The following is an 18,786-nucleotide window of genomic DNA, read 5'->3' as shown; positions in this document are numbered from 1 at the left end:
CTCACCGTTCGCACCGGACACAGACTCGACCAGATCCACTGAAAGGGAAGTCACCGATGCCCACCATGCGTAGCGTGCCGCTCGGCCGCGAGCCGGGCGAGGCCGAGATCGCATCGTTCGCCGACCTGATCGACAGGCCCCTGCTCATCGTCGGCAACGGCCCGTCGTCGGCGATGCCTCCTTATCACCGGATTCCCGCGGACGTGGTCGTGTTCCGGATGAACTGGTTCTTCCTGGAGAGCAACTACCACTTCGGCAGGCGGGTCGACGGTTACTTCAGCGCCATCCCCAACGAGAAGATGGAGACGCTACTTCAGGACGAGATCCGTGCGAAGCGCTACGAGGTCGACCGAATCCTCAGCCCGATGCGGCATGCGGCGCTGCGCGACGGTGACCAGTACAGCCTCGAGCCGATGGGCGATGGCGTCGAGGAGCTCGACTCCTGGTCGATCCCGTCCCGGCACCCGCGCCTCGCGCGCGCGTTCATGAGTCGGCCCGGGCTCCCCACCACGGGGCTGCAGGCCCTCGCGTTCGGTCTCGGTGTCGGGTTCCGCGAGGTCTATCTCGCCGGTATCGACCTCTACGAGGCCAAGGACAGCCGCTACGGGTACACGGTCACCCAGGCGGCCGAGTCGGCGCTCAAGGACAAGGACCTGACCCCGGGCTACGAGTCCGCTCACGGCCTGGACACGGACCTGGCCTTCCTCCGCTCGTGCCTCGCCGAGTTCCCTGACGCCACCGTCCGCTCGGTGAGTCAGTCGGACACGCTGCACCTGTTCGTGCCGCAGGCCGAGGACCTCACGGACCGTCCCCATCTGGAACCCGGGACGCCGGACGCGGTGGCGGCGTCGAAGGACACGGTCGACCTCGAACTGCCCGAGGTGGGGGAGCGAACCACCGGCGTCGTGCCCAAGGTGGACGCTCCGCTGTGGAAGGAGATCGACGGCCGGAAGTGCGCGTTCGTCACGGTCGTCTCCGGCGCGTACCACCACGGTGCACGCGCCTTGGCGAACTCGCTCCGAGAGGTCTCGGACGTTCCCCTGATCGCGCTGGTCACGCCGGACGCCGATCGCCTGGCCCTCGCGTCGAGCGGCATCACGACGATCGAGATCCCCGGCATCCGCAACCCGATGAACTCGGGCGGGAACAAGATCCAGTCGCGATTCGCCGCCACGTACACGAAGCTGCACGTGTTCCGCCTCGACTTCCTGGACCGGGTCGCCTACCTCGACAGCGACACCGTCATCTTCCAGAACGTCGACGACCTGTTCGACGGTGACGACTTCGCCGCCGTCCCGGACGCCGGGCTCGACCAGCCCGACGGGCAGATCTTCAACTCCGGCGTCTTCGCCGTGACGCCGGACCATGGGATGTTCGAGCGGATGATGCCGCAGCTCCGGCGCACGACGTCGTACGACGGCGGGGACCAAGGCTTCCTCAACGAGTTCTTCGACGGCTGGCGCAAGCTCGGCATCGAGTACAACACCACCAAGCGCATGTACTCCCACCACCCGCAGACGTTCCACGAGGAGGACGTCAAGGTCCTGCACTACGTGGGGCGCAAGCCGTGGGAGCCGACGGCGAAGGGTGAGCGCTACGAGCAGCTCGACTACGCGTGGCTGCGCCACCTGAGGGACTGGGAGAAGGACGAGCTCATCCGCGACCTGCGGCACGAGGTCGCGGGCGGGAAGCCGCCGGAGGCGGGGTCGCTGAGCCCGTTCCGTCAGGCGCAGCGGTTCAACCGGACGAACCAGGCCGGCGAGGCCATCCACGTTCTCGAGGACGTCCTGGAGAAGCGCGAGCCCACACCGGCGGAGTGCCGGGAGCTGGCCATCGCCTATCGTCGGCTGGGACGGCACTCCGATGCCGCGCGCATCCTGACGCGTGCATACCGCATGCAGCCCAGCAAGTCGCTGGTGCGTGACATCGTGCTCGCACGGGCTCGTTCCTACTCCAGGAAGATCAGAGGTGATTCCCAGTGAGCTCGTCAGCTCACCTGGACACGGCGCGGCAGGGGCTGCGGAAGCTCTTCGGGCGTTCCTCCTCCGTCACGCCACAGGAGCGCGCGCTCCTCACCCACGACTGGGACAGAATGGCGCGCCACCGCACACCGAACACCGATGCCGGCCGGATGGCGCTGGTTCTTCACGCCATTCATGCCGGCGACACGGCAACCGCCCTCGAAGCGATCCCGGACAACCCCGGCGACGTGATGCGGTATCTCAGCGACTACGCCCGCTGGCAGTCCGGGACGCTGATGTCCGCCCGCGGGGAGGAGTTCGCTTCCGCGTTCGCGTCGCTGCACCAGGACGACGTCGTCACCATCGCCACCATCCAGAAATCCGGCACACACTGGATGAGGTTCTTCCTGACCAACTATGCCCGCTGCCTGGACAACCCGGGCGAGGACCGTCCGATCTCGTACAAGGAACTCTTGCGGGACTACTACGGGAACAACCGCTGGCAGTTCTTCCGCGAAGCAGAGCCATATCGGGTGCCGTCGGGCCTTCTGGCCGGGCACGGCATCTCGGATGTGACGATGCAGCATTTCAGCGGCCAGTTCGACCCGTTCGTGTTCAGCCCCGGCAAGAAGATCATGCTCTACCGGAACCCGCTGGACTACGTCATCTCGCTCTTCCACTACACGATCAAGCAGCGGCCGCAGAACCGGGGCAGGGCCGAGCACCCGCGGGACGTCATCGTGTCCATGCTCGACACGTACTCGAAGCACTACCTGACTCTGGACGCCTACAGGGACGACGAGACGACGTTCGTCGCGGCGTACGAGGATCTCAAGGAAGATCCGGCCGGCCGGTTCCGGGATGTCGTTCGGTTCCTCGGCCTTCCGCTTGAGGAAGAGGCGGTCGACCGCGCGCTGGCACTCTCGGACATCTCGACGATCCATGCCATGGAAGACAAAGCTGGCCGATCGATGGTCGTCAAGCTTGACGGCTACTTCACGCGTGACGGATCGATCGGGCAGTGGAAGCAGTTCTTCGACGACAAGGATGTCGCGGTCGCGGCCTCCGTCCTCGACGGATACGGCATCGACCTGGAGACGTTCACCGTCGAGGGCTGACCCGTCCCGGCCGGCCGATGAGTGGGCCGCCGCAAGCATGGAGCCCGACGTCGGCCCACTGCCGTCACACGACGTAGCGGGGCGGCCCGCTCTCGCCGGTCAGGGCGTGCAGCGCCGTGTTCGACACGTTCAGGTCCGAGAGGATCTGCTTTCTGTGCTCCTCGGTCAGCAGCACCGGCTTCGGATGCGTCACGTTGGAGAAATTCTCGTCGAGGAAGGCGCGCAGGGTGCGCTTGTCCTTCGTGTCGAGCACCGCGTTCCCGGCGAGGGCGATCTTGAGAGCGGCGTTGCTGTAGCCCCTGTTGACGGCCTTCGTGTTGAACGGGAGCTTCGGCCGGGGCAGTCGTGGATCCACGAGCCGGAAGAAGTCGCTGCAGTACTGCCGCGGAGTCTTCTCCTGGATGGTCTCGAAGTAGCGGACGTGCACGTCCGCCCCCTGTGGGAGGGCGCCTTGGATCCGGCGGACCAGATCATCCCATTGCAGGGCCTCGGAAGTCACGTGGGCCATGTACTCGTCGAACGTGACGGCCCAGCCCACGCGGACCCGCTGGAGGTACACGCTCTCCAGGAAGCGATCCTGACGGCGCACGTAGAGGATGACGCTGATCTCCTCGGGCTGAAGGACGTCTTGCGCGATACGCAGGACATCGGCGGCGCCGTCGTAGAGCCTTCCCTCTTCGAACGACGCGATCCGTCCGAGTAGATCCTCGTGCGAGATCACGGCGTTCGGCATGGTGATCTGCGGCGCGAGCCGCTCGAACCCAAGTTTCACGGCGCTCAGACCGCTCTCGCCACTGCGCCAGAGACGGTGCGCGCGGCCGGTGCCCTTCTCGAAATGGTGGCGGACGAGCGTCGCGTAACCGTGATCGGCCAGCTGGTCCGCATTCGCGAGCAGTGCCTTCTGCTGGAGACTGGATCCGGTCTTGGGTGCACCGACGTGCAGGACGAGTCGCTTCATGGATCCTCCGATCTTCGATTGGGACGGGATGAGCCTAGTAGGTGAAATTCTCGGCGAAAAGCGCGCAGGACAGCGGGTGCCCGGCCATCTCGTGCCGTTGTGCCAGACGATCCGTCAGGGCACCCAGGCGCACGTCGCGTGACCGGAACCGCTCAGCTCCAGGTTCCCCGCGTCGTGCGGCACGAAGACCGAGTCGCCCTGACGGAGCGTGACCGGTCCGTGGTCCGCGCGGTCCGCGGTGAGCTCCACCGTGCCGTCGAGGCAGAGAGCGATCCGAGGCCCGGTTGCCGGGAGCGAGACGGGTTCGTCGTCGTCGACGTCTGCGGCGGTCAGGGCGAACTCCGAGACCGGGACCCGATACGTGTGCACCTGGCCGCGGCTTCCCGCACGCGTCATCTCGGGTACCGCGGGGGACCGCGGGGCGAAGGACGTGCACCGCACGAGGTTCTCCTCGTCCACGAGCTTCGTGGTGAGGCCGGCGCGGAGCACGTTGTCCGAGTTGGCCATGATCTCGATGCCGAGTCCGGACAGGTAGGCGTGCACCTCGCCGGCCGGGGTGAACAGGGCCTCGCCCGGTTCCAGCGAGACGCGGTTGAGCATGAGGGACGCGATGGCGCCCGGGTCTCCCGGGTGCTGCTCGGCCAGGTCGATGACGGTCCGGTCGGCCCGTGTGAACGGCGATCCGGACTCGAGACGTGCGCGGACACCATCGACGGTGTACTGGATGTCTGACCGGCAGTCGGTGTCGGATCGGGCGGAGAGCAGGTGATGGAACGCGTCGTGCATCCCGGCGCTGCTGCGGTCGCGTGCGAGGGCCTGACGCACGCCGGACACCAGGCTTCCCTCCAAACCCTCCAGGAGGCCGAGGATGGTACGCACCGACCGGAATCCGGCCAGGCCCTCGAACTGCGTGAGGGCGACCATCATCTCGGGCTTGTGCTGGTCGTCCTTGAAGGACCGCTTGGCGTCGCTCAGGGCGAGGCCCGACGCGTTCTCGCGGGCGAACCCCTCACGGGCCTGGCGTGGTGACGGATGCACCTGCAAGGACAGGGCTCGTCCCGCCGCGAGCACCTTGAGCAGGAAGGGGAGGCGTGGCCCGAACTGCTCGGCGACGCGGTGCCCGAGTGCCTGCACGGGTGCTTCCGTGATCAGCCGGTCGAGAGGAACTCGCTCACCCTCGACGGTCGTGACGGACGGCGCGCTGCCGTGTGCTCCCAGCCACAGTTCGGCCTGAGGATCGCCGTCGGGTTCCACGCCGAGCAGCTGAGGGATGGCGTCCACCGCCCCCCAGTCGTAGCGCTGGACGGTGTTGGTCAGCGGCAGCGGATCGTGGAACCTGGCAGCGGCGAGCATCGGCCCAGATTACCGCGCCGGCCCTACGCCGACACCGGCGCCCGAGCGGGGAAGAGGCGTGAGGAACGCTACAGTAGGCAGCGCAGCGGCACCCTGTTCCCGGCCGTCTCGCGACGGTTGTCCCGAGGGCCGCTGTCATCACTTGTCACAGCCATTTCAGAGGACAGAATGCCAGAGCAGGCCGCGCCGTCGGCGATCGTCATCATTCCCGCTCGCGGCGGTTCGCAAGGAGTTCCGCTCAAGAATCTCGCCCGCGTCGACGGCATCACCCTCGTGGGCCGTGCCGTTCGCGCGGCCCTGGCCGCCCCGTCGGTCGCAACGGTCGTCGTCTCGACGGACCACGACGAGATCGCTGCCGAGGCCCGTTCCCACGGAGCGCGCGTGGTGGTCCGCCCGGCCGAGATCGCCGGCGGCACCGCGTCGTCGGAGTCGGCCCTGACCCATGTGCTGGAGCGCGTCGAGGCCGGGGACGGCGGCCTGCCGCCGCAGGAGATCCCGCCCGTCACCGTGCTCCTGCAGTGCACGTCGCCGTTCATCGACTCCGAAGACCTCGACACGGCGATCCGTCGCGTGACGGCCGGCGAGCGGGACGTCGTCGTCGCCGTCGCCGAGACCCACGACTTCCAGTGGCGGCTCGACGACGCGGTGGCCACCCCGGTCGGGCACACCACCGATTACCGGCCTCGGCGGCAGGACCGTGCCCCGCACTTCCGTGAGACCGGCGCTTTCTACGTGATGCGGACGGACGGATTTCGTGAAGGCGGCAAGCGGTTCTTCGGCGACGTCGGCATCCAGCCGGTCGCGCCGGAATGGTCCATCGAGATCGACGAGCCGAGCGATCTCCGCCTGGCACGGCAGCTCGTGGACCAGGACGTCGACACGGCGTCCGAGCCGATCGACGTCGACGCGCTGGTGACGGACTTCGACGGCGTCCACACCGACGACCACGCCTATGTGGACCAGGACGGGACGGAACAGGTCAGGGTGAGCCGGGGCGACGGCATGGGAGTCTCGCGGTTGCGTCGCGCGGGCGTGCCGATGCTCATCCTGTCCACCGAGACCAACAAGGTCGTGGCCTCCCGAGCGCAAAAGCTTCAGGTCGAGGTGCTGCACGGCATCGACGACAAGGCCACGGCTCTGCGCGGATGGCTCGCCGAGCGGGGGCTCGACCCAGCGCGGGTGGCGTACGTCGGGAATGATGTGAACGACCTTCCCGCGATGGCGGTCGTCGGCTGGCCCGTGGCGGTGGCTGATGCCCGTGGTGAGGTGAAGGCACAAGCCAGAATCGTGCTTTCACACAGTGGCGGGAACGGTGCGGTTCGTGAGATCTGTGACCGTATACTCGCTGGGCGTCCGGGTGAGGTCGCAGCCGCAAGCACGGGTGCCGCCCACACGACCGTCGTCGGCTAGCCTTCGGCGGACATCGCATGAGCACAAACCTGAGCACGACCCCTTCGGAAGGATCTGTTATGAGCGCGACGAACGCGCAGCCCGCGCCGGTGAGCATCGGCGAGCACCTGGTGGGCCCGGGGCAGCCGGTCTATGTGATCGGCGAGATCGGGATCAACCACAACGGCGACGTCGAGAACGCCAAGAAGCTCATCGACGTGGCGGTCGAGGCCGGGTGCCAGGCCGTCAAGTTCCAGAAGCGCACCCCGGAGATCAGCACTCCGAAGGACCAGCGGGACAAGATCCGTCAGACGCCCTGGGGCGAGATGACGTACCTCGAGTACAAGTACAAGGTCGAGTTCGAGGAAGCTGAGTACAGCGAGATCGACGCGTACGCCAAGGAGAAGGGCATCCAGTGGTTCGCCTCTCCGTGGGACGCGCCCTCGGTGGAGTTCCTCGAGAAGATGAACGTGCCGACCTACAAGGTCGCCTCGGCCTCGGTCACGGACCACGAGATGCTCCAGGCGCTTGCCGACACCGGCAAGCCCGTCATCCTGTCCACGGGCATGTCGACGCTCGAGCAGATCGACGCCGCCGTGGAGATCCTCGGCACGGACAAGCTCGTGATCCTGCACGCGACGTCCACCTACCCGCTTCCGCCGGAGGAGGCGAACCTGCGCACGATCACGACGCTGCAGGAGCGCTACGGCGTGCCGGTGGGGTACTCGGGCCACGAGACCGGGCTGCAGATCTCGATCGCCGCCGTGGCGCTGGGCGCCGTCGCGGTCGAGCGCCACATCACGCTCGACCGCGCCATGTGGGGTTCGGACCACGCCTCGTCGCTCGAGCCGAAGGGGCTGGAGAACCTGGTGCGGGACATCCGGATCCTGGAGCTGGCCCTGGGTGACGGTGAGAAGCGGGTCATGCCGGGCGAGTTCTCTCCGATGTCGCGTCTGCGCCGGGTGGACGCTTGAGTTCAGCGGTCGCGGCGCCGGGCAGGCGCCATGGCTGAGCACGAGCCGGGCGTCGCCGTCGTGGCGTGCGTCCGGGACGAGGAGCTCAACCTGGAGAACGCGGTGCGCTCCGCTCTCGGCCAGGACTACTCGGGGGAACTCGACGTGGTCCTGGCCGTGGGCCCGTCCCACGACCGCACCCGGGAGATCGCGGACAAGCTCGCCGCGGAGCATCCACAGGTGCACGTCGTGGACAACCCGACGGGCTCGCGGTCGATCGGGCTGAACCTGGCCTTCGCGGCCGCCCCGGCGGATCGCGAGATCATCGTGCGCGTCGACGGACACACCGCGTTCGAGCCTGACTACGTCCAGCGCGGTGTCGCGGCGCTCCTGGAATCCGGTGCCGTGGGTGTCGGCGGCCTCATGTCGCCCGCCGGCCGGACGCCCACACAGTCCGCCGTGGCTCGCGCGATGAGCCACCCGGTGGGCCTGGGGCAGGCGTCGTTCCACGTGGGTGGCGAGGCCGGTCCGGCCGAGACGGTCTATCTGGGGATCTTCCGGCGGAACGCCGTCGACGCGGTGGGTGGCTACGACCCGACGATCTTCCGCGCGGAGGACTGGGAGCTGTGCCTGCGCCTGCGGCGCGCCGGGGGAATGCTCTGGTTCGAGCCGTCACTCGTGGTGACCTATTGGCCGCGGCGCACCTTCAAGGCCGTGGCCAAGCAGTTCTGGCGCACCGGGATGTGGCGTCGTGAGGTCGTGCGACGTGAGCCGACGACGGCGAGCCTGCGGTACCTGGCACCGCCGGCGGCCTTGCTGGCCCTGGGGGTGAGCGTGCCGACGATCGCCGTGGGGGTGGCAACGGGCTCGGCCGGGATCCTGCTGGCCGGGCTGGCCGCCCCGATGGCCTATTCGGCCGTGGTGCTCGCCGGGACGGCGCACGCGGCGCTCAGGCGCCCCCGTCTGTCGCTGCGCTCGGCCCTGCTGGTCGCGCCCGTCGTGGTGACGATGCACATGGCTTGGGGCGCCGGATTCCTTCGCGGTCTCACCGCCCGCGCTGCCGTCGACCACCGAGCCTGAGCTGTTCGGTGGCCGGCGGCGGTCACGCCGGCCACCGAACCCGGGCGGCTGATCGAACTGGCCGATCAGCCGCCCGGCAGCAGGCGGCGGCGCACTCCTGCGACCGCGAGGGCGATCGGGCGAGGCACGGTGAGCCGCAGCAGCGACCACCGGTGCCGCCGTGACGACCAGGGGACGACGTCGTCCAGAGGAGCCAGTCCGCCCTCCGCGCGGAGGCCGGCCAGGTTCTGGATCGCTTCCGGCAGGTTCGACGGTGCCGCATGCAGGTAGTTCTGCTCGAGCCACTCGTGGTCCGCGTGCGGCCCGCCGTCGTTCAGCACGCCGACGAGCTCGTCCAGCCGGACCATGCATCCGCTGGCCGCGAAGGGTTCGTTGAGCAGGTCCTCACGGACGCCGAGATCACCCACCAGGACGGTGGGCAGCCCGGCGGCCAGGGACTCGAGGGCCGCCGTCGAGCTCACCGTGACAAGTGCGGTGCCGGGGATGAGTTGTGCCGACATGGGGCCGTCCGCGAAGGTGAGCGTGTCCGCGGCATGTCCGAGACCGGCGGCGTTCGCCTCCCACAGGCTGTCGTACGGGTAGGCCTCGTTGTGGGTCTGGCGTTCGCCCGCGCGGGCTCGGAGCTTGACCACCACGTCGAGGCCGGCCTCGCTCAGGCGGGCGAGACGGTCGAGCAGGAGGAGGCGCTCCTCGCGCTCGTCAGGCACGGAGGGCTGCGCGGCGAAGACCAGGCGCTTGACCGGGTCGGTGAGCTGTTCACGAGCGGCACCGCTCCCGGCCCCGGACGGCCCACCAGGAAGGAAGGGCAGGCGAGTCAGCACCAGTTCGGGGGTGACGTCATGCCCGGCGAAGGCGTCGCGGTAGGCCTCGACCTCGCGTCGTCCGTGCGTGATGAAGATGTCGCACCAGCGCCGCCATCCCGTGCCGTGCTCGGTCGCGGGCAGCCCCATGCCCGGAAGGCCGGAGACGAAGACGGGGCGTTCGCGGCCCAGCGCGCGGACGGCCAGGCGTGCCACCACCTCCGCTGTCGGCCCCGTGGCTGCCAGGAGCAGGACGTCCGGCCGTTCCCGCCGGAGTTTCCGCCACAGCCCGGGCAGTCCCAGAACAGGCGGCACGGGGAGGCCTGTGCCCGCCACAGCTGCCTCGGCCTGCCCCGGTGTCGGCTTGATCGGGCTGCGTACGACGACGACGTCGGTCGACCCCGCGGTATCGCCGAGCGCGACGAGCGTCGTGGCCGCCCACTTCAGATACGAGTCGCTGTCAGCCACCGCGAGGACGCGGGGCCGCTGGTCGGCGGTCATGGTGCCCCCACCGTGTTGTCGGGAAGCTGTCGCAGTACTTCTCGTAGATGCTCGCGCAGGGCCGGGGACGCCCGGGGAGTCCACCAGTCCTCGGCGACGTCGTGCACCTCGATGGCCACGCCGCGCGGTTCGAGCAGGGGCGGGAGCAGGAGGGCCGCCGTGGTCGGGAGGCAGATGACCCGCTGGCCGGCCGACAGCCCGCGCAGCCGGACCTCGACCGGGGCACCGGGCTCCGCGACGGTGACGCCGGGAAGCGCGGCGATGCGTTCCACGACCTCCCTCCGGTGCCGACGGTGCGGGATGTACCGTACGGGCCCGGACGCCGCCTGCTTCGTCATCCACATGACGTAGGACTCGGCGTCCACGAGCCCGTCGGCGACGAGCGCCGCACCGATGACGACCGTGGGTTCGGCGATCACCTCGGACCGAGGACGCGATCGCAGCCATTCGAGGCTGTTGGGCACGATCTGGACGCCCAGCTCGCGAACCCGCGACCGGTCCGGCTCGGGGAGGGCGAGAGCCGTGAAGATCTCGAGGCGTCCGCGTCCCGCCAGCCGGCGCACGGCGCGGGCGGCCGCGTGCCCGACGGCACGTCGCAGCAGGCTCGCGGGCTTTCCGGGGCGCAGCAGGGGCTGCGAGGGATCTGCGAGGCGAGCGACCAGGTCGAGCGTGGCCAGGCCGTCGTCGATCAGCGTGAGTTGGGGGACTCGCCCCGGAACCAGCAGGAGCGCCTGGAACAGTCCGGAGCACGCGTCGCCGGTCGCGCGGATCGGCGAGCGGTCGGCCGCGATGGCCCACGGGGACCTGGTGTCGATCGTCAGACCTTCCGGCAGTCCCGTGGCGCGCAGGGAATCGAGGGCCGCGGAGAGTCCGGGGACGTCGTCACGGAGGAGCACTCGCGTGCGAGGTCCGAGAAGGCCCGCCGCGTGCGCCTCGACCGTGCACAGCAGCTGGAGCGGGGACTCCACGAGGGCGTGGGACACACCGTCCGGTTCAGGGGGGTTCATCGGTACAAGGATGGCACATGTCCCGCCTCTGCCTTCGCGCTGGTGGGTCTCCCGATCGGTCGGGGAGCGACGCGTCTCGGGGTAGCGTGTGATGGGTACCATGGCACCCGCCGGGCAGGCCCGGCGTCCACCACGTAGACAGGGTTAGAAGTACACGTGACCACTCCGACGACCGCGGGCGCCGCGGCTGAGGCGCGGCCGAAGCCGCCCCAGCCACCGGAGCCGATCGAGTTCGACCTGACGTCCGAAGAACGCCTGGCTCTTGCCGAGCAGAACGGCTTGACACGGATGGGCGTCCGCCCACCTCTGTGGTCCTACATCCGTGACGTCATCCGCCATTGGCAGTTCATCCGCGTTCTCGGTGCGTCGACGGCGTACTCGAAGAACCAGAACAACTACCTCGGCCAGCTGTGGGCCGTGCTGAACCCGTTCCTCAACGCGATCATCTACGTGGTCATCTTCGGCCTGGTTCTCGGGGCCAGCCGAGGTGTGGCCAACACCGTGGCGTTCATCGTGATGGGGACGTTCATGTTCCGGTTCATCGACACGTCCGTGCACGGTGGAGCGCGATCGATCGCCTCGAAGAGCAGTCTGCTGCGCAACCTGCACTTCCCGCGCGCCGTGATGCCGATCTCCGAGGTGTATTCCCAGCTCGCGACGTTGATCCCTGCTCTGGGGGTCATGGTCGTCATGGTGCTGCTCAGCGGATTCATCCCAGCCTACGAGCCCGTGCGGGTCACCTGGTGGTGGACGCTCTTCCCGCTGGCCATCGTCCTGCTGTGGATCTTCAACATGGGCCTGGCGTTCATCGTGGCACGGGTCACGGCGGCCACACCCGACATGGACAACATCATCTCGTTCGTGCTGCGGTTGGCGATGTTCGCCTCGGGTGCGATCTTCCCGATCACTCGCTTCGTGGACAAGTTGCCGCCGTCCGCCGAGTGGTTCGGCATGGTGATGGAGTACCAGCCGGGCCACGTCTACCTGTACCTGGGGCGGTCCATGATCATGCAGGAGAAGACGATCCCCCCGGACCTGACGATGTGGTACTGGGGAATCGGGTGGGCGATCTTCACGTTCGCGCTCGGTTTCATCGTGTTCTGGCGAGGCGAGGAGAAGTACGGTCGTGACTGAGGCTGACGCACACCTGGATCTGGACCTCGATCTCGAGTTCGACCGGGAGGATCTCGACGGCGAACGGCCTGTCCCATCCCTCGGGTCACCGGTGCTCGTGGTCGACGACCTCCATGTCGTGTTCCGGGTGCTGGGCGCGAAGTCGAAGAGCGCCACGGATGCCGGCGCGCACGTCCAGGAGGCTTCGCCGCGGCGGCAGAGCCTGCTCAAGCGGCTCGTGACGTCAGGGTCGCGACACGTCGGCGCGGTGAGCGAGGTGCACGCCGTGCGCGGCGTCTCGATGGTGGTGCGGCACGGTGAGTCCGTCGGCATCGTCGGGGTCAACGGCTCCGGGAAGTCGACGATGCTGCGAGCGATCGCCGGTCTGATCCCGCCCACGGAGGGTTCCGTGCACGCTGCGGGCGAGCCCGCACTGCTCGGCGTCAATGCCGCGCTCATGCCGCAGCTTTCGGGTGAGCGGAACATCATGATCGGCGGGCTCGCCCTGGGCCTCACGCAGAAGCAGGTCGAGGAGCGGTACGACGAGGTCGTGGACTTCGCCGACATCGGCGAGTTCGTGAACCTGCCCATGAAGACCTACTCGTCAGGCATGGGCGCGCGGCTGCGGTTCGCGATCTCCTCGGCGGCACGGCCGGACATCCTGATGGTGGACGAGGCGCTGGCCACGGGCGACGCCGCGTTCCGCGAACGGAGCCGGGCACGGATCGAGGAGATCCGCAAGGACGCCGGCACCGTGTTCCTGGTGAGTCACTCCATCGGCACGGTGGAGGCCATGTGCACGCGGGTGATCTGGCTGCACCAGGGCAAGATCGTGATGGACGGGAGCACCGATGAGGTGGTTCCCGAGTACCAGAAGTTCGTGCGCGCGCACAAGCGGACCAAGTCTGGTGGACGCGCCGGTGGTGTCGGCCCTCGTGCCCGCAAGAAGCGAAACGGCGGCAAGGGCGACAAGCCCGTCGGGTAGCCGGCTCGTTCCGAGCCGTCGTGGCCCTTCCCGGTACGGGGAGAGGGCCACGACGGCTGTCTCAGCCGGGCAGCCCCAGGTGGGCGCGGACGATGGCGACCGCCTCCGGCACCTCGACCTGGGAGGTGTCGATCGCGACGTCCGCGTCCAGCGGCGTCTCGTACGGGGACGAGATCCCGGTGAAGTCGGGGATGGCACCCGCTCGTGCCTTGGCATAGAGCCCCTTGCGGTCGCGCGCCTCGCAGACCTCGAGCGGCGTGCTGATGTGGACGAGCAGGAATCGTGCACCCGCCCGCTCTGCCAGGGCGCGGACCTCCGCCCGGCTCGACGCGAAGGGCGCGATCGGTGCGGCGACGGCGATGCCGCCGTGCTTGGCGACCAGTGAGGCGACGTACCCGATCCGTTCCACGTTGGTCTCCCGGGACTCGCGGTCGAATCCGAGTCCCTTCGACAGGTGGTGGCGCACGGCGTCGCCGTCGAGCAGCGTGGTGCCCAGACCCTCGTCGTCCAGTTCGGCTGCCAGCGCCCGCGCGACCGTCGACTTGCCGGAACCCGACAGGCCAGTGAAGAAGACCACCGTGCCCTGCTGGTGCCCGGCCGCGGCGGCCCGCTCCACCTCGCGGGCGGACGTCTCGGGGTAGACGCGTCGCAGCGCGTCGGCGTAGGCGCGCGGCAGCGCCGCCAGGGAGGTTCGCGTCCGCTCGGACCGTCCGGCGGGCGGCACGAGAATCTGCTCCGCGCCGTATGCGGCCGCGATGTCCGACGGAGCGGGTGCCTGCTCCCCGTGAGGCCACGGGACGACGACGACGCGGGTCGCGTCACGGGAAGGGCCGTTCGATCCCTGGATCCGCTCGGCGATGCCGAGTGCCGCCCGGGTGAGCCCGGACGCGCCCACGGTGCCCGGCTCTGTGTGCCGGGAGACGGGCACGAGCAGGACGACGTCGTTCGTCGAGGCGACGTCGGCGATCCCGGTGGCGTCCTCCAGCGTCGGAGGCTCTGCCAGCCACACCGCCGTCGTCCCCGGGGCGGCGCCTGCCGCGACGTCCCGTGCCGGGACGCGCAGTGCTTCGTCCCACTGCGGGCCGAGCGCCGTGGCGATCGGCTTGAGCGGGGTGAGGGAACCGTCGGCTGCCACCTCGGCGAGCGGTGTGTTCTCCGTGTCCGTGAGTACGACGGGTCCCTGACCGGCGAACGGCAGACGCTCGATGGCGCCGCCCAGGGCGAGTTCGAGGAGGTCGAGCTCGTCGTCGGTCAGGACACGGGTCGGGGAACTGGTCATGGTTTGCGGCTCGATTCGTCGATGCGGGTGGGGTCGTCCGGGGCGGTGAGCGTCCTGGGCGCCGTCCGCTCCGTGACCGGTGTCGCGAGCCGGCGCCTCACCCAGACCCATACCAGGTTGCCACCCACCAGGGAACTGCCGGCCGCCACGAGGACGAGCCAGAGCGGCGCACCGAGCAACTTGAGCGAGGACGCGAGGAGCAGGATCGCCAGGGCCCGGCGGATGATCCCGCCCGGTGCGCGACTCGAGACGTGCGCGCCGAACCAGGCCCCGGGGATCGCGCCGATCAGGAGCGAGACCGTCAGCCCCAGCGAGAAGTCGCCGTACAGCAGGTGTCCCACGGAGGCGGCGGCGACCAGGGGAACGGCCTGGACCAGGTCAGTACCGACCACCTGGGACGCCTTGAGCGCGGGGTACATGAGCAGCAGGATCACGATGATGACGGAGCCGGCGCCCACCGAGGTCAGGCCAACCATGAGGCCTGCGACGGCGCCGAGCAGCACGGTGGGCAGCGGTCGCACCACGAGCTCGGGTGCGCTGGGTGCCGCGGGTCCTTCCCCGAAGGCGGAACGGGCGCGGACCATCTGCAGCACGGCACGCACGACCAGCCCGAAGGAGGCGAGCAGCAGTGCGACTCCCAGGACGTAGCGCAGCACCGTGTCGAGCTGGTCGCCGAACGGGATGGCCTTGATCAGCAGGGCGCCGGAGAACGCGGCCGGGACGGAACCCAGGCAGAGCCAGCCCACGAGCGGCAGGTTCACGGTGCGGCGCCGCAGGTGCACCCACGCGCCGGCGGGCTTCATGAACAGGCTGGCCACGACATCGGAAGACACCGCGACGAGGGGATCGACCCGGAACACGAAGATCAGCATGGGTGTCATCAGCGCGCCACCGCCCATGCCGGTCAGGCCGACGACGAAGCCGACGACCAGACCGCCCAGGACGAGGGGAAGGTCGACCATCATTTCCTACCTTTCCGGCCGGAGATCTCGACCATCAGTCTGCCACCGGCGGCAGTGATCGTCGAATGGTAGCCTCGGCGCGACCTCGGGTTTCACCCCCGTTCGCGTTCTGCGCGCGGGATCCGGGGTGTCATTGCGCCCCGGAGCCGGCTGGAGACTGATGAACTCGCCCTCACCCCACCTGCCTGCGGCGTCACTCGATGACACCGCTCTGGCGCACGCCCTGGCCGACGGGGCCGCGGAGGTGCTGCTCGCACTCCGCCGCGACGTCGACGCCGCGGGCGGTGGCTTCGACCCGAAGGCGCTCAAGGACGCCGGTGACGCCGCCGCCCAGGACTGGCTGGCGCGCGCCCTCGCCGCGGCCCGGCCGGACGACGCCACGCTGTCCGAGGAGGCGAAGGACGATGTGTCGCGCACGAGTGCAGATCGTGTGTGGATCATCGACCCCCTGGACGGCACCCGCGAGTTCGCGGAGCGCCACACCGGTACCGACGGCCCGGACGGCGAGTGGCGCGACGACTTCGCCGTGCACGTGGCCCTCTGGGAGCGCGGCGCGGGGCTGACGGTCGGGGCCGTGGGCCTGCCGGGCCGAGGAGCCGCGCTGACCACGGCGGACACGACGCCGGGCGGGCCCGACGACGTGGAGACCGTGCTGCGTGGCGACCGGCCCCTGCGGATCGCGGCCAGCCGGAGCCGTCCGCCGGAGTTCGTCGCCACGCTCGCCGAGCGCGACGACATCGAGCTGGTCCCCATGGGATCGGCCGGGGTCAAGGTGATCTCGGTCGTAGGGGGTACGGTTGACGCTTACGTCCACGGCGGCGGGCAGTACGAGTGGGACTCGGCGGCACCGGTCGCGGTGGCGCAGGCTCGCGGACTCGTGTGCACCCGTCTGGACGGGACACCACTCGAGTACAACCGGGAGAGCCCGTGGCTCCCGGATCTGTTCGTGTGTCACCCGGCACTCGCTGCGCGGCTTCGCGAGCTGCTCGACTCCGTCGGTGTCGAGTCGAAAGTCGCATCGATGAGCAAGGAAGGTGCTTGAGGAGTGAAGAGTCACGTCCTGAGCCAGTTGCGCAGCCTGGAGGCTGAGGCCATCCACATCATGCGCGAGGTGGTCGCGGAGATGCAGCGCCCCGTGCTGATGTTCTCCGGCGGCAAGGACTCCATCGTCATGCTGCACCTGGCGGCCAAGGCGTTCGCACCGGCGCGGATCCCGTTCCCGATCCTGCACGTGGACACCGGCCTGAACTTCCAGACCGTCCTGGACTGCCGTGACCGGTGGTCGGAGCGCCTCGGGGTGCAGCTGGTCGTGGCCTCCGTCCCGGAGGCGATCGACCGTGGCCTGGTGCGGGAGGAGCCGAACGGCTCGCGCAACCGGATCCAGACCCCGGTTCTCCTCGAAGCCCTGGAGAAGCACGGCTTCGACGCGGCCTTCGGCGGCGGCCGCCGTGACGAGGAGAAGGCACGCGCCAAGGAGCGGGTGTTCTCCTTCCGCGACGACTTCGGCCAGTGGGACCCGAAGAACCAGCGTCCGGAGATCTGGAACCTCTACAACGGCCGCGTCCACATGGGTGAGTCGATCCGGGTCTTCCCCCTGTCGAACTGGACCGAGCTCGACATCTGGTCGTACATCGAGGCCGAGGAGATCGACCTCCCGGACCTGTACCTCGCGCGCGAGCGTGAGGTGGTCAGCCGCAACGGCATGCTGTACGAGGTCAACGAGTTCACCCCGCTCAAGGACGGCGAGACCGCGGAGGTCCGGCGTACCCGCTACCGCACCGTCGGGGACGCCAACCTCACCGCCTGCGTCGAGTCGGAGGCGACCACGCTGCGTCAGATCGTCGAGGAGGTCGCCGCGGTGCGCCTGACCGAGCGCGGCGCGACGCGGGGCGACGACAAGGTGAGCGAGGCCGCCATGGAGGACCGCAAGAAGGAAGGCTACTTCTGATGACGACGGCGACGGATCCCGCCGAGGGCGCGGTCGCGCAGCCCGGCGTGTACGAGGCCGGTTCGACGGACCTCCTGCGGTTCGCGACCGCGGGTTCGGTGGACGACGGCAAGTCGACGCTGATCGGGCGTCTCCTGTTCGACTCCAAGACGATCTTCGAGGACCAGCTCGAGTCGGTGGAGCAGGTCAGCAAGGACCGGGGCAACGACTACACGGACCTGGCGCTGCTGACCGACGGGCTGCGTTCCGAGCGCGAGCAGGGCATCACCATCGACGTGGCGTACCGCTACTTCGCCACGCCCAGGCGCAAGTTCATCATCGCGGACACCCCGGGACACATCCAGTACACGCGGAACATGGTCACGGGCGCGTCGACCGCGGACGTGGCGCTGATCCTCGTGGACGCCCGTAAGGGCGTGGTGGAGCAGTCGCGCCGGCACACGTTCCTCGCCACGCTGCTGGGCGTGCCCCACGTGGTGGTGTGCGTGAACAAGATGGATCTCGTGGACTACTCGGAGGAGGTCTTCGAGAACATCCGCAGCGAGTTCACGGAGTTCGCCGCCCGGCTGCGGGTGCCGGACATGACGTTCATCCCGGTGTCCGCGCTCAAGGGCGACAACGTCGTGGACCGCTCGGAGAACATGACCTGGTACGAGGGCACGACGCTGCTCAGCCACCTGGAGCGGCTGCACGTCGCCTCGGACCGCAACCTGATGGACGTGCGCTTCCCGGTGCAGTACGTGATCCGGCCGCAGCAGAACGACACGCGCGACTACCGCGGCTACGCGGGCACCGTCGCGTCCGGCGTGATGAAGTCGGGCGACCGCGTGCTCGCACTGCCCTCGGGCCTGGAGTCCACGATCGAGTCGATCGACACCGCCGACGGCCCGGTCGACGAGGCGTACCCGCCGATGTCCGTGACCGTGCGGCTGACCGACGAGATCGACATCTCCCGGGGCGACATGATCTGCCGCCCGAACAACTCGCCGACGGTCACTCAGGACGTGGACGCCCAGATCTGCTGGATGGACGAGGCCGCGTCGCTGACGCCGGGCAAGAAGTACGCCATCAAGCACACCACCCGGTGGGCGCGGGCCATGGTCAAGAGCATCAACTACCGCGTGGACGTGAACACGCTGCACCGCGACGAGGACGCCGGCGAGATCAAGCTCAACGAGATCGCCCGTGTCATGCTGCGAGTGACACAGCCGCTGTTCATCGACAAGTACCAGACGAACCGTCAGACCGGATCCTTCATCCTGGTGGACGAGTCCACGAACAAGACCGTCGCGGCGGGCATGGTCGGCGGGCTGCCCCACTCCTTCTGACGCCGACGGCGCCTGCTCCGACGAGCACGGCCGTGGTTGCCTCCAGGCAAC

The 18,786-nt window shown here is 69.0% G+C and carries 16 protein-coding genes; 10 read left to right on the top strand and 6 right to left on the bottom strand.

Annotated elements, in window-relative coordinates; translation table 11 throughout:
- Window positions 1–56: 56 nt before the first annotated feature.
- The gene (locus HGK34_RS06180; protein ID WP_201845706.1) at window positions 57–1,982 is read left to right on the top strand and encodes a glycosyltransferase; all 1,926 of its coding nucleotides are present in this window, start codon (window positions 57–59) and stop codon (window positions 1,980–1,982) included.
- Window positions 1,979–3,079, top strand: a complete 1,101-nt coding sequence (locus tag HGK34_RS06175) for a sulfotransferase domain-containing protein (protein WP_201845705.1) — start codon at window positions 1,979–1,981, stop codon at window positions 3,077–3,079. Before HGK34_RS06180 ends, HGK34_RS06175 begins: the two co-directional genes overlap by 4 nt.
- 64 nt (window positions 3,080–3,143) lie before the next feature.
- Here the strand turns inward: HGK34_RS06175 and HGK34_RS06170 are convergent, their stop codons facing one another.
- Window positions 3,144–4,037: a hypothetical protein gene (locus HGK34_RS06170; protein ID WP_201845704.1), complete on the bottom strand. Its 894-nt coding sequence runs from the start codon at window positions 4,035–4,037 to the stop codon at window positions 3,144–3,146.
- A 114-nt stretch (window positions 4,038–4,151) separates the two neighbouring features.
- On the bottom strand, window positions 4,152–5,390 hold the full coding sequence (gene manA / locus HGK34_RS06165) for a mannose-6-phosphate isomerase, class I (RefSeq protein WP_201845703.1): 1,239 nt from the start codon (window positions 5,388–5,390) through the stop codon (window positions 4,152–4,154).
- Window positions 5,391–5,558: 168 nt separating this feature from the next.
- Between manA and HGK34_RS06160 the strand changes: the two genes are divergently transcribed.
- From HGK34_RS06160 to HGK34_RS06150, 3 genes are read left to right on the top strand one after another with little or no spacing between them, the layout of a single operon-like run.
- Entirely contained in the window at window positions 5,559–6,800 is a 1,242-nt protein-coding gene (locus HGK34_RS06160; protein WP_201845702.1) for an acylneuraminate cytidylyltransferase, read from the top strand.
- A 59-nt stretch (window positions 6,801–6,859) separates the two neighbouring features.
- Window positions 6,860–7,753 carry an N-acetylneuraminate synthase family protein gene (locus HGK34_RS06155; RefSeq protein WP_201845701.1) on the top strand — a complete coding sequence of 298 codons (894 nt, stop codon included), beginning with the start codon at window positions 6,860–6,862 and terminating at the stop codon, window positions 7,751–7,753.
- A gap of 30 nt (window positions 7,754–7,783) precedes the next feature.
- Window positions 7,784–8,812, top strand: coding sequence for a glycosyltransferase family 2 protein (locus tag HGK34_RS06150; RefSeq protein ID WP_201845700.1), 1,029 nt, complete (start codon window positions 7,784–7,786; stop codon window positions 8,810–8,812).
- 65 nt (window positions 8,813–8,877) lie between these two features.
- Here HGK34_RS06150 and HGK34_RS06145 read toward each other — a convergent pair whose 3' ends face one another.
- Window positions 8,878–10,113, bottom strand: a complete 1,236-nt coding sequence (locus HGK34_RS06145; protein WP_201845699.1) for a DUF6716 putative glycosyltransferase — start codon at window positions 10,111–10,113, stop codon at window positions 8,878–8,880.
- Window positions 10,110–11,120 (bottom strand): hypothetical protein, encoded by a 1,011-nt coding sequence (locus HGK34_RS06140; RefSeq protein ID WP_201845698.1) that lies wholly within the window; start codon window positions 11,118–11,120, stop codon window positions 10,110–10,112. The genes HGK34_RS06145 and HGK34_RS06140 overlap by 4 nt, the downstream gene beginning before the upstream one ends.
- Before the next feature lie 156 nt (window positions 11,121–11,276).
- Here HGK34_RS06140 and HGK34_RS06135 point away from each other — a divergent pair, with 156 nt between their 5' ends.
- On the top strand, window positions 11,277–12,254 hold the full coding sequence (locus HGK34_RS06135; protein WP_201845697.1) for an ABC transporter permease: 978 nt from the start codon (window positions 11,277–11,279) through the stop codon (window positions 12,252–12,254).
- Entirely contained in the window at window positions 12,247–13,218 is a 972-nt protein-coding gene (locus tag HGK34_RS06130; protein WP_201845696.1) for an ABC transporter ATP-binding protein, read from the top strand. The genes HGK34_RS06135 and HGK34_RS06130 overlap by 8 nt, the downstream gene beginning before the upstream one ends.
- Window positions 13,219–13,279: 61 nt before the next feature.
- Here the strand turns inward: HGK34_RS06130 and cysC are convergent, their stop codons facing one another.
- Both cysC and HGK34_RS06120 read right to left on the bottom strand, forming a co-directional pair.
- On the bottom strand, window positions 13,280–14,497 hold the full coding sequence (cysC, locus tag HGK34_RS06125; RefSeq protein WP_201845695.1) for an adenylyl-sulfate kinase: 1,218 nt from the start codon (window positions 14,495–14,497) through the stop codon (window positions 13,280–13,282).
- Window positions 14,494–15,459: a sulfite exporter TauE/SafE family protein gene (locus HGK34_RS06120; RefSeq protein WP_244666465.1), complete on the bottom strand. Its 966-nt coding sequence runs from the start codon at window positions 15,457–15,459 to the stop codon at window positions 14,494–14,496. The genes cysC and HGK34_RS06120 overlap by 4 nt, the downstream gene beginning before the upstream one ends.
- A gap of 160 nt (window positions 15,460–15,619) precedes the next feature.
- On the opposite strand from HGK34_RS06120, the gene HGK34_RS06115 reads away from it, so the two are divergent.
- The 3 genes from HGK34_RS06115 to cysN are packed head-to-tail and all read left to right on the top strand — an operon-like array spanning window position 15,620 to window position 18,735.
- Window positions 15,620–16,501, top strand: coding sequence for a 3'(2'),5'-bisphosphate nucleotidase CysQ (locus HGK34_RS06115; protein ID WP_201845693.1), 882 nt, complete (start codon window positions 15,620–15,622; stop codon window positions 16,499–16,501).
- A gap of 3 nt (window positions 16,502–16,504) precedes the next feature.
- Window positions 16,505–17,407 carry a sulfate adenylyltransferase subunit CysD gene (gene cysD, locus HGK34_RS06110; protein ID WP_201845692.1) on the top strand — a complete coding sequence of 301 codons (903 nt, stop codon included), beginning with the start codon at window positions 16,505–16,507 and terminating at the stop codon, window positions 17,405–17,407.
- Complete coding sequence (gene cysN / locus HGK34_RS06105) at window positions 17,407–18,735, top strand: sulfate adenylyltransferase subunit CysN (RefSeq protein ID WP_201845691.1); 1,329 nt, start codon at window positions 17,407–17,409, stop codon at window positions 18,733–18,735. Before cysD ends, cysN begins: the two co-directional genes overlap by 1 nt.
- The last annotated feature ends 51 nt before the right edge of the window (window positions 18,736–18,786 follow it).

The sequence above is a fragment of the Myceligenerans indicum genome (genome assembly GCF_016742955.1).
Lineage (GTDB): Bacteria > Actinomycetota > Actinomycetes > Actinomycetales > Cellulomonadaceae > Myceligenerans > Myceligenerans indicum.
Note: the sequence above shows the minus strand (reverse complement) of the source record. Positions and strands in the feature narration are given on the sequence as shown.

What these genes read in the sequence shown, in the direction of transcription:
- HGK34_RS06160 (WP_201845702.1), top strand. Translation starts at nt 5,559, where the DNA reads ATGCCAGAGCAGGCCGCGCCGTCGGCGATCGTCATCATTCCCGCTCGC.
- cysN (WP_201845691.1), top strand. Translation starts at nt 17,407, where the DNA reads ATGACGACGGCGACGGATCCCGCCGAGGGCGCGGTCGCGCAGCCCGGC.
- HGK34_RS06120 (WP_244666465.1), bottom strand. Translation starts at nt 15,459, where the DNA reads ATGGTCGACCTTCCCCTCGTCCTGGGCGGTCTGGTCGTCGGCTTCGTC.
- HGK34_RS06170 (WP_201845704.1), bottom strand. Translation starts at nt 4,037, where the DNA reads ATGAAGCGACTCGTCCTGCACGTCGGTGCACCCAAGACCGGATCCAGT.
- HGK34_RS06180 (WP_201845706.1), top strand. Translation starts at nt 57, where the DNA reads ATGCCCACCATGCGTAGCGTGCCGCTCGGCCGCGAGCCGGGCGAGGCC.
- HGK34_RS06150 (WP_201845700.1), top strand. Translation starts at nt 7,784, where the DNA reads ATGGCTGAGCACGAGCCGGGCGTCGCCGTCGTGGCGTGCGTCCGGGAC.
- HGK34_RS06140 (WP_201845698.1), bottom strand. Translation starts at nt 11,120, where the DNA reads ATGAACCCCCCTGAACCGGACGGTGTGTCCCACGCCCTCGTGGAGTCC.
- cysC (WP_201845695.1), bottom strand. Translation starts at nt 14,497, where the DNA reads ATGACCAGTTCCCCGACCCGTGTCCTGACCGACGACGAGCTCGACCTC.
- manA (WP_201845703.1), bottom strand. Translation starts at nt 5,390, where the DNA reads ATGCTCGCCGCTGCCAGGTTCCACGATCCGCTGCCGCTGACCAACACC.
- HGK34_RS06145 (WP_201845699.1), bottom strand. Translation starts at nt 10,113, where the DNA reads ATGACCGCCGACCAGCGGCCCCGCGTCCTCGCGGTGGCTGACAGCGAC.
- HGK34_RS06155 (WP_201845701.1), top strand. Translation starts at nt 6,860, where the DNA reads ATGAGCGCGACGAACGCGCAGCCCGCGCCGGTGAGCATCGGCGAGCAC.
- HGK34_RS06115 (WP_201845693.1), top strand. Translation starts at nt 15,620, where the DNA reads ATGAACTCGCCCTCACCCCACCTGCCTGCGGCGTCACTCGATGACACC.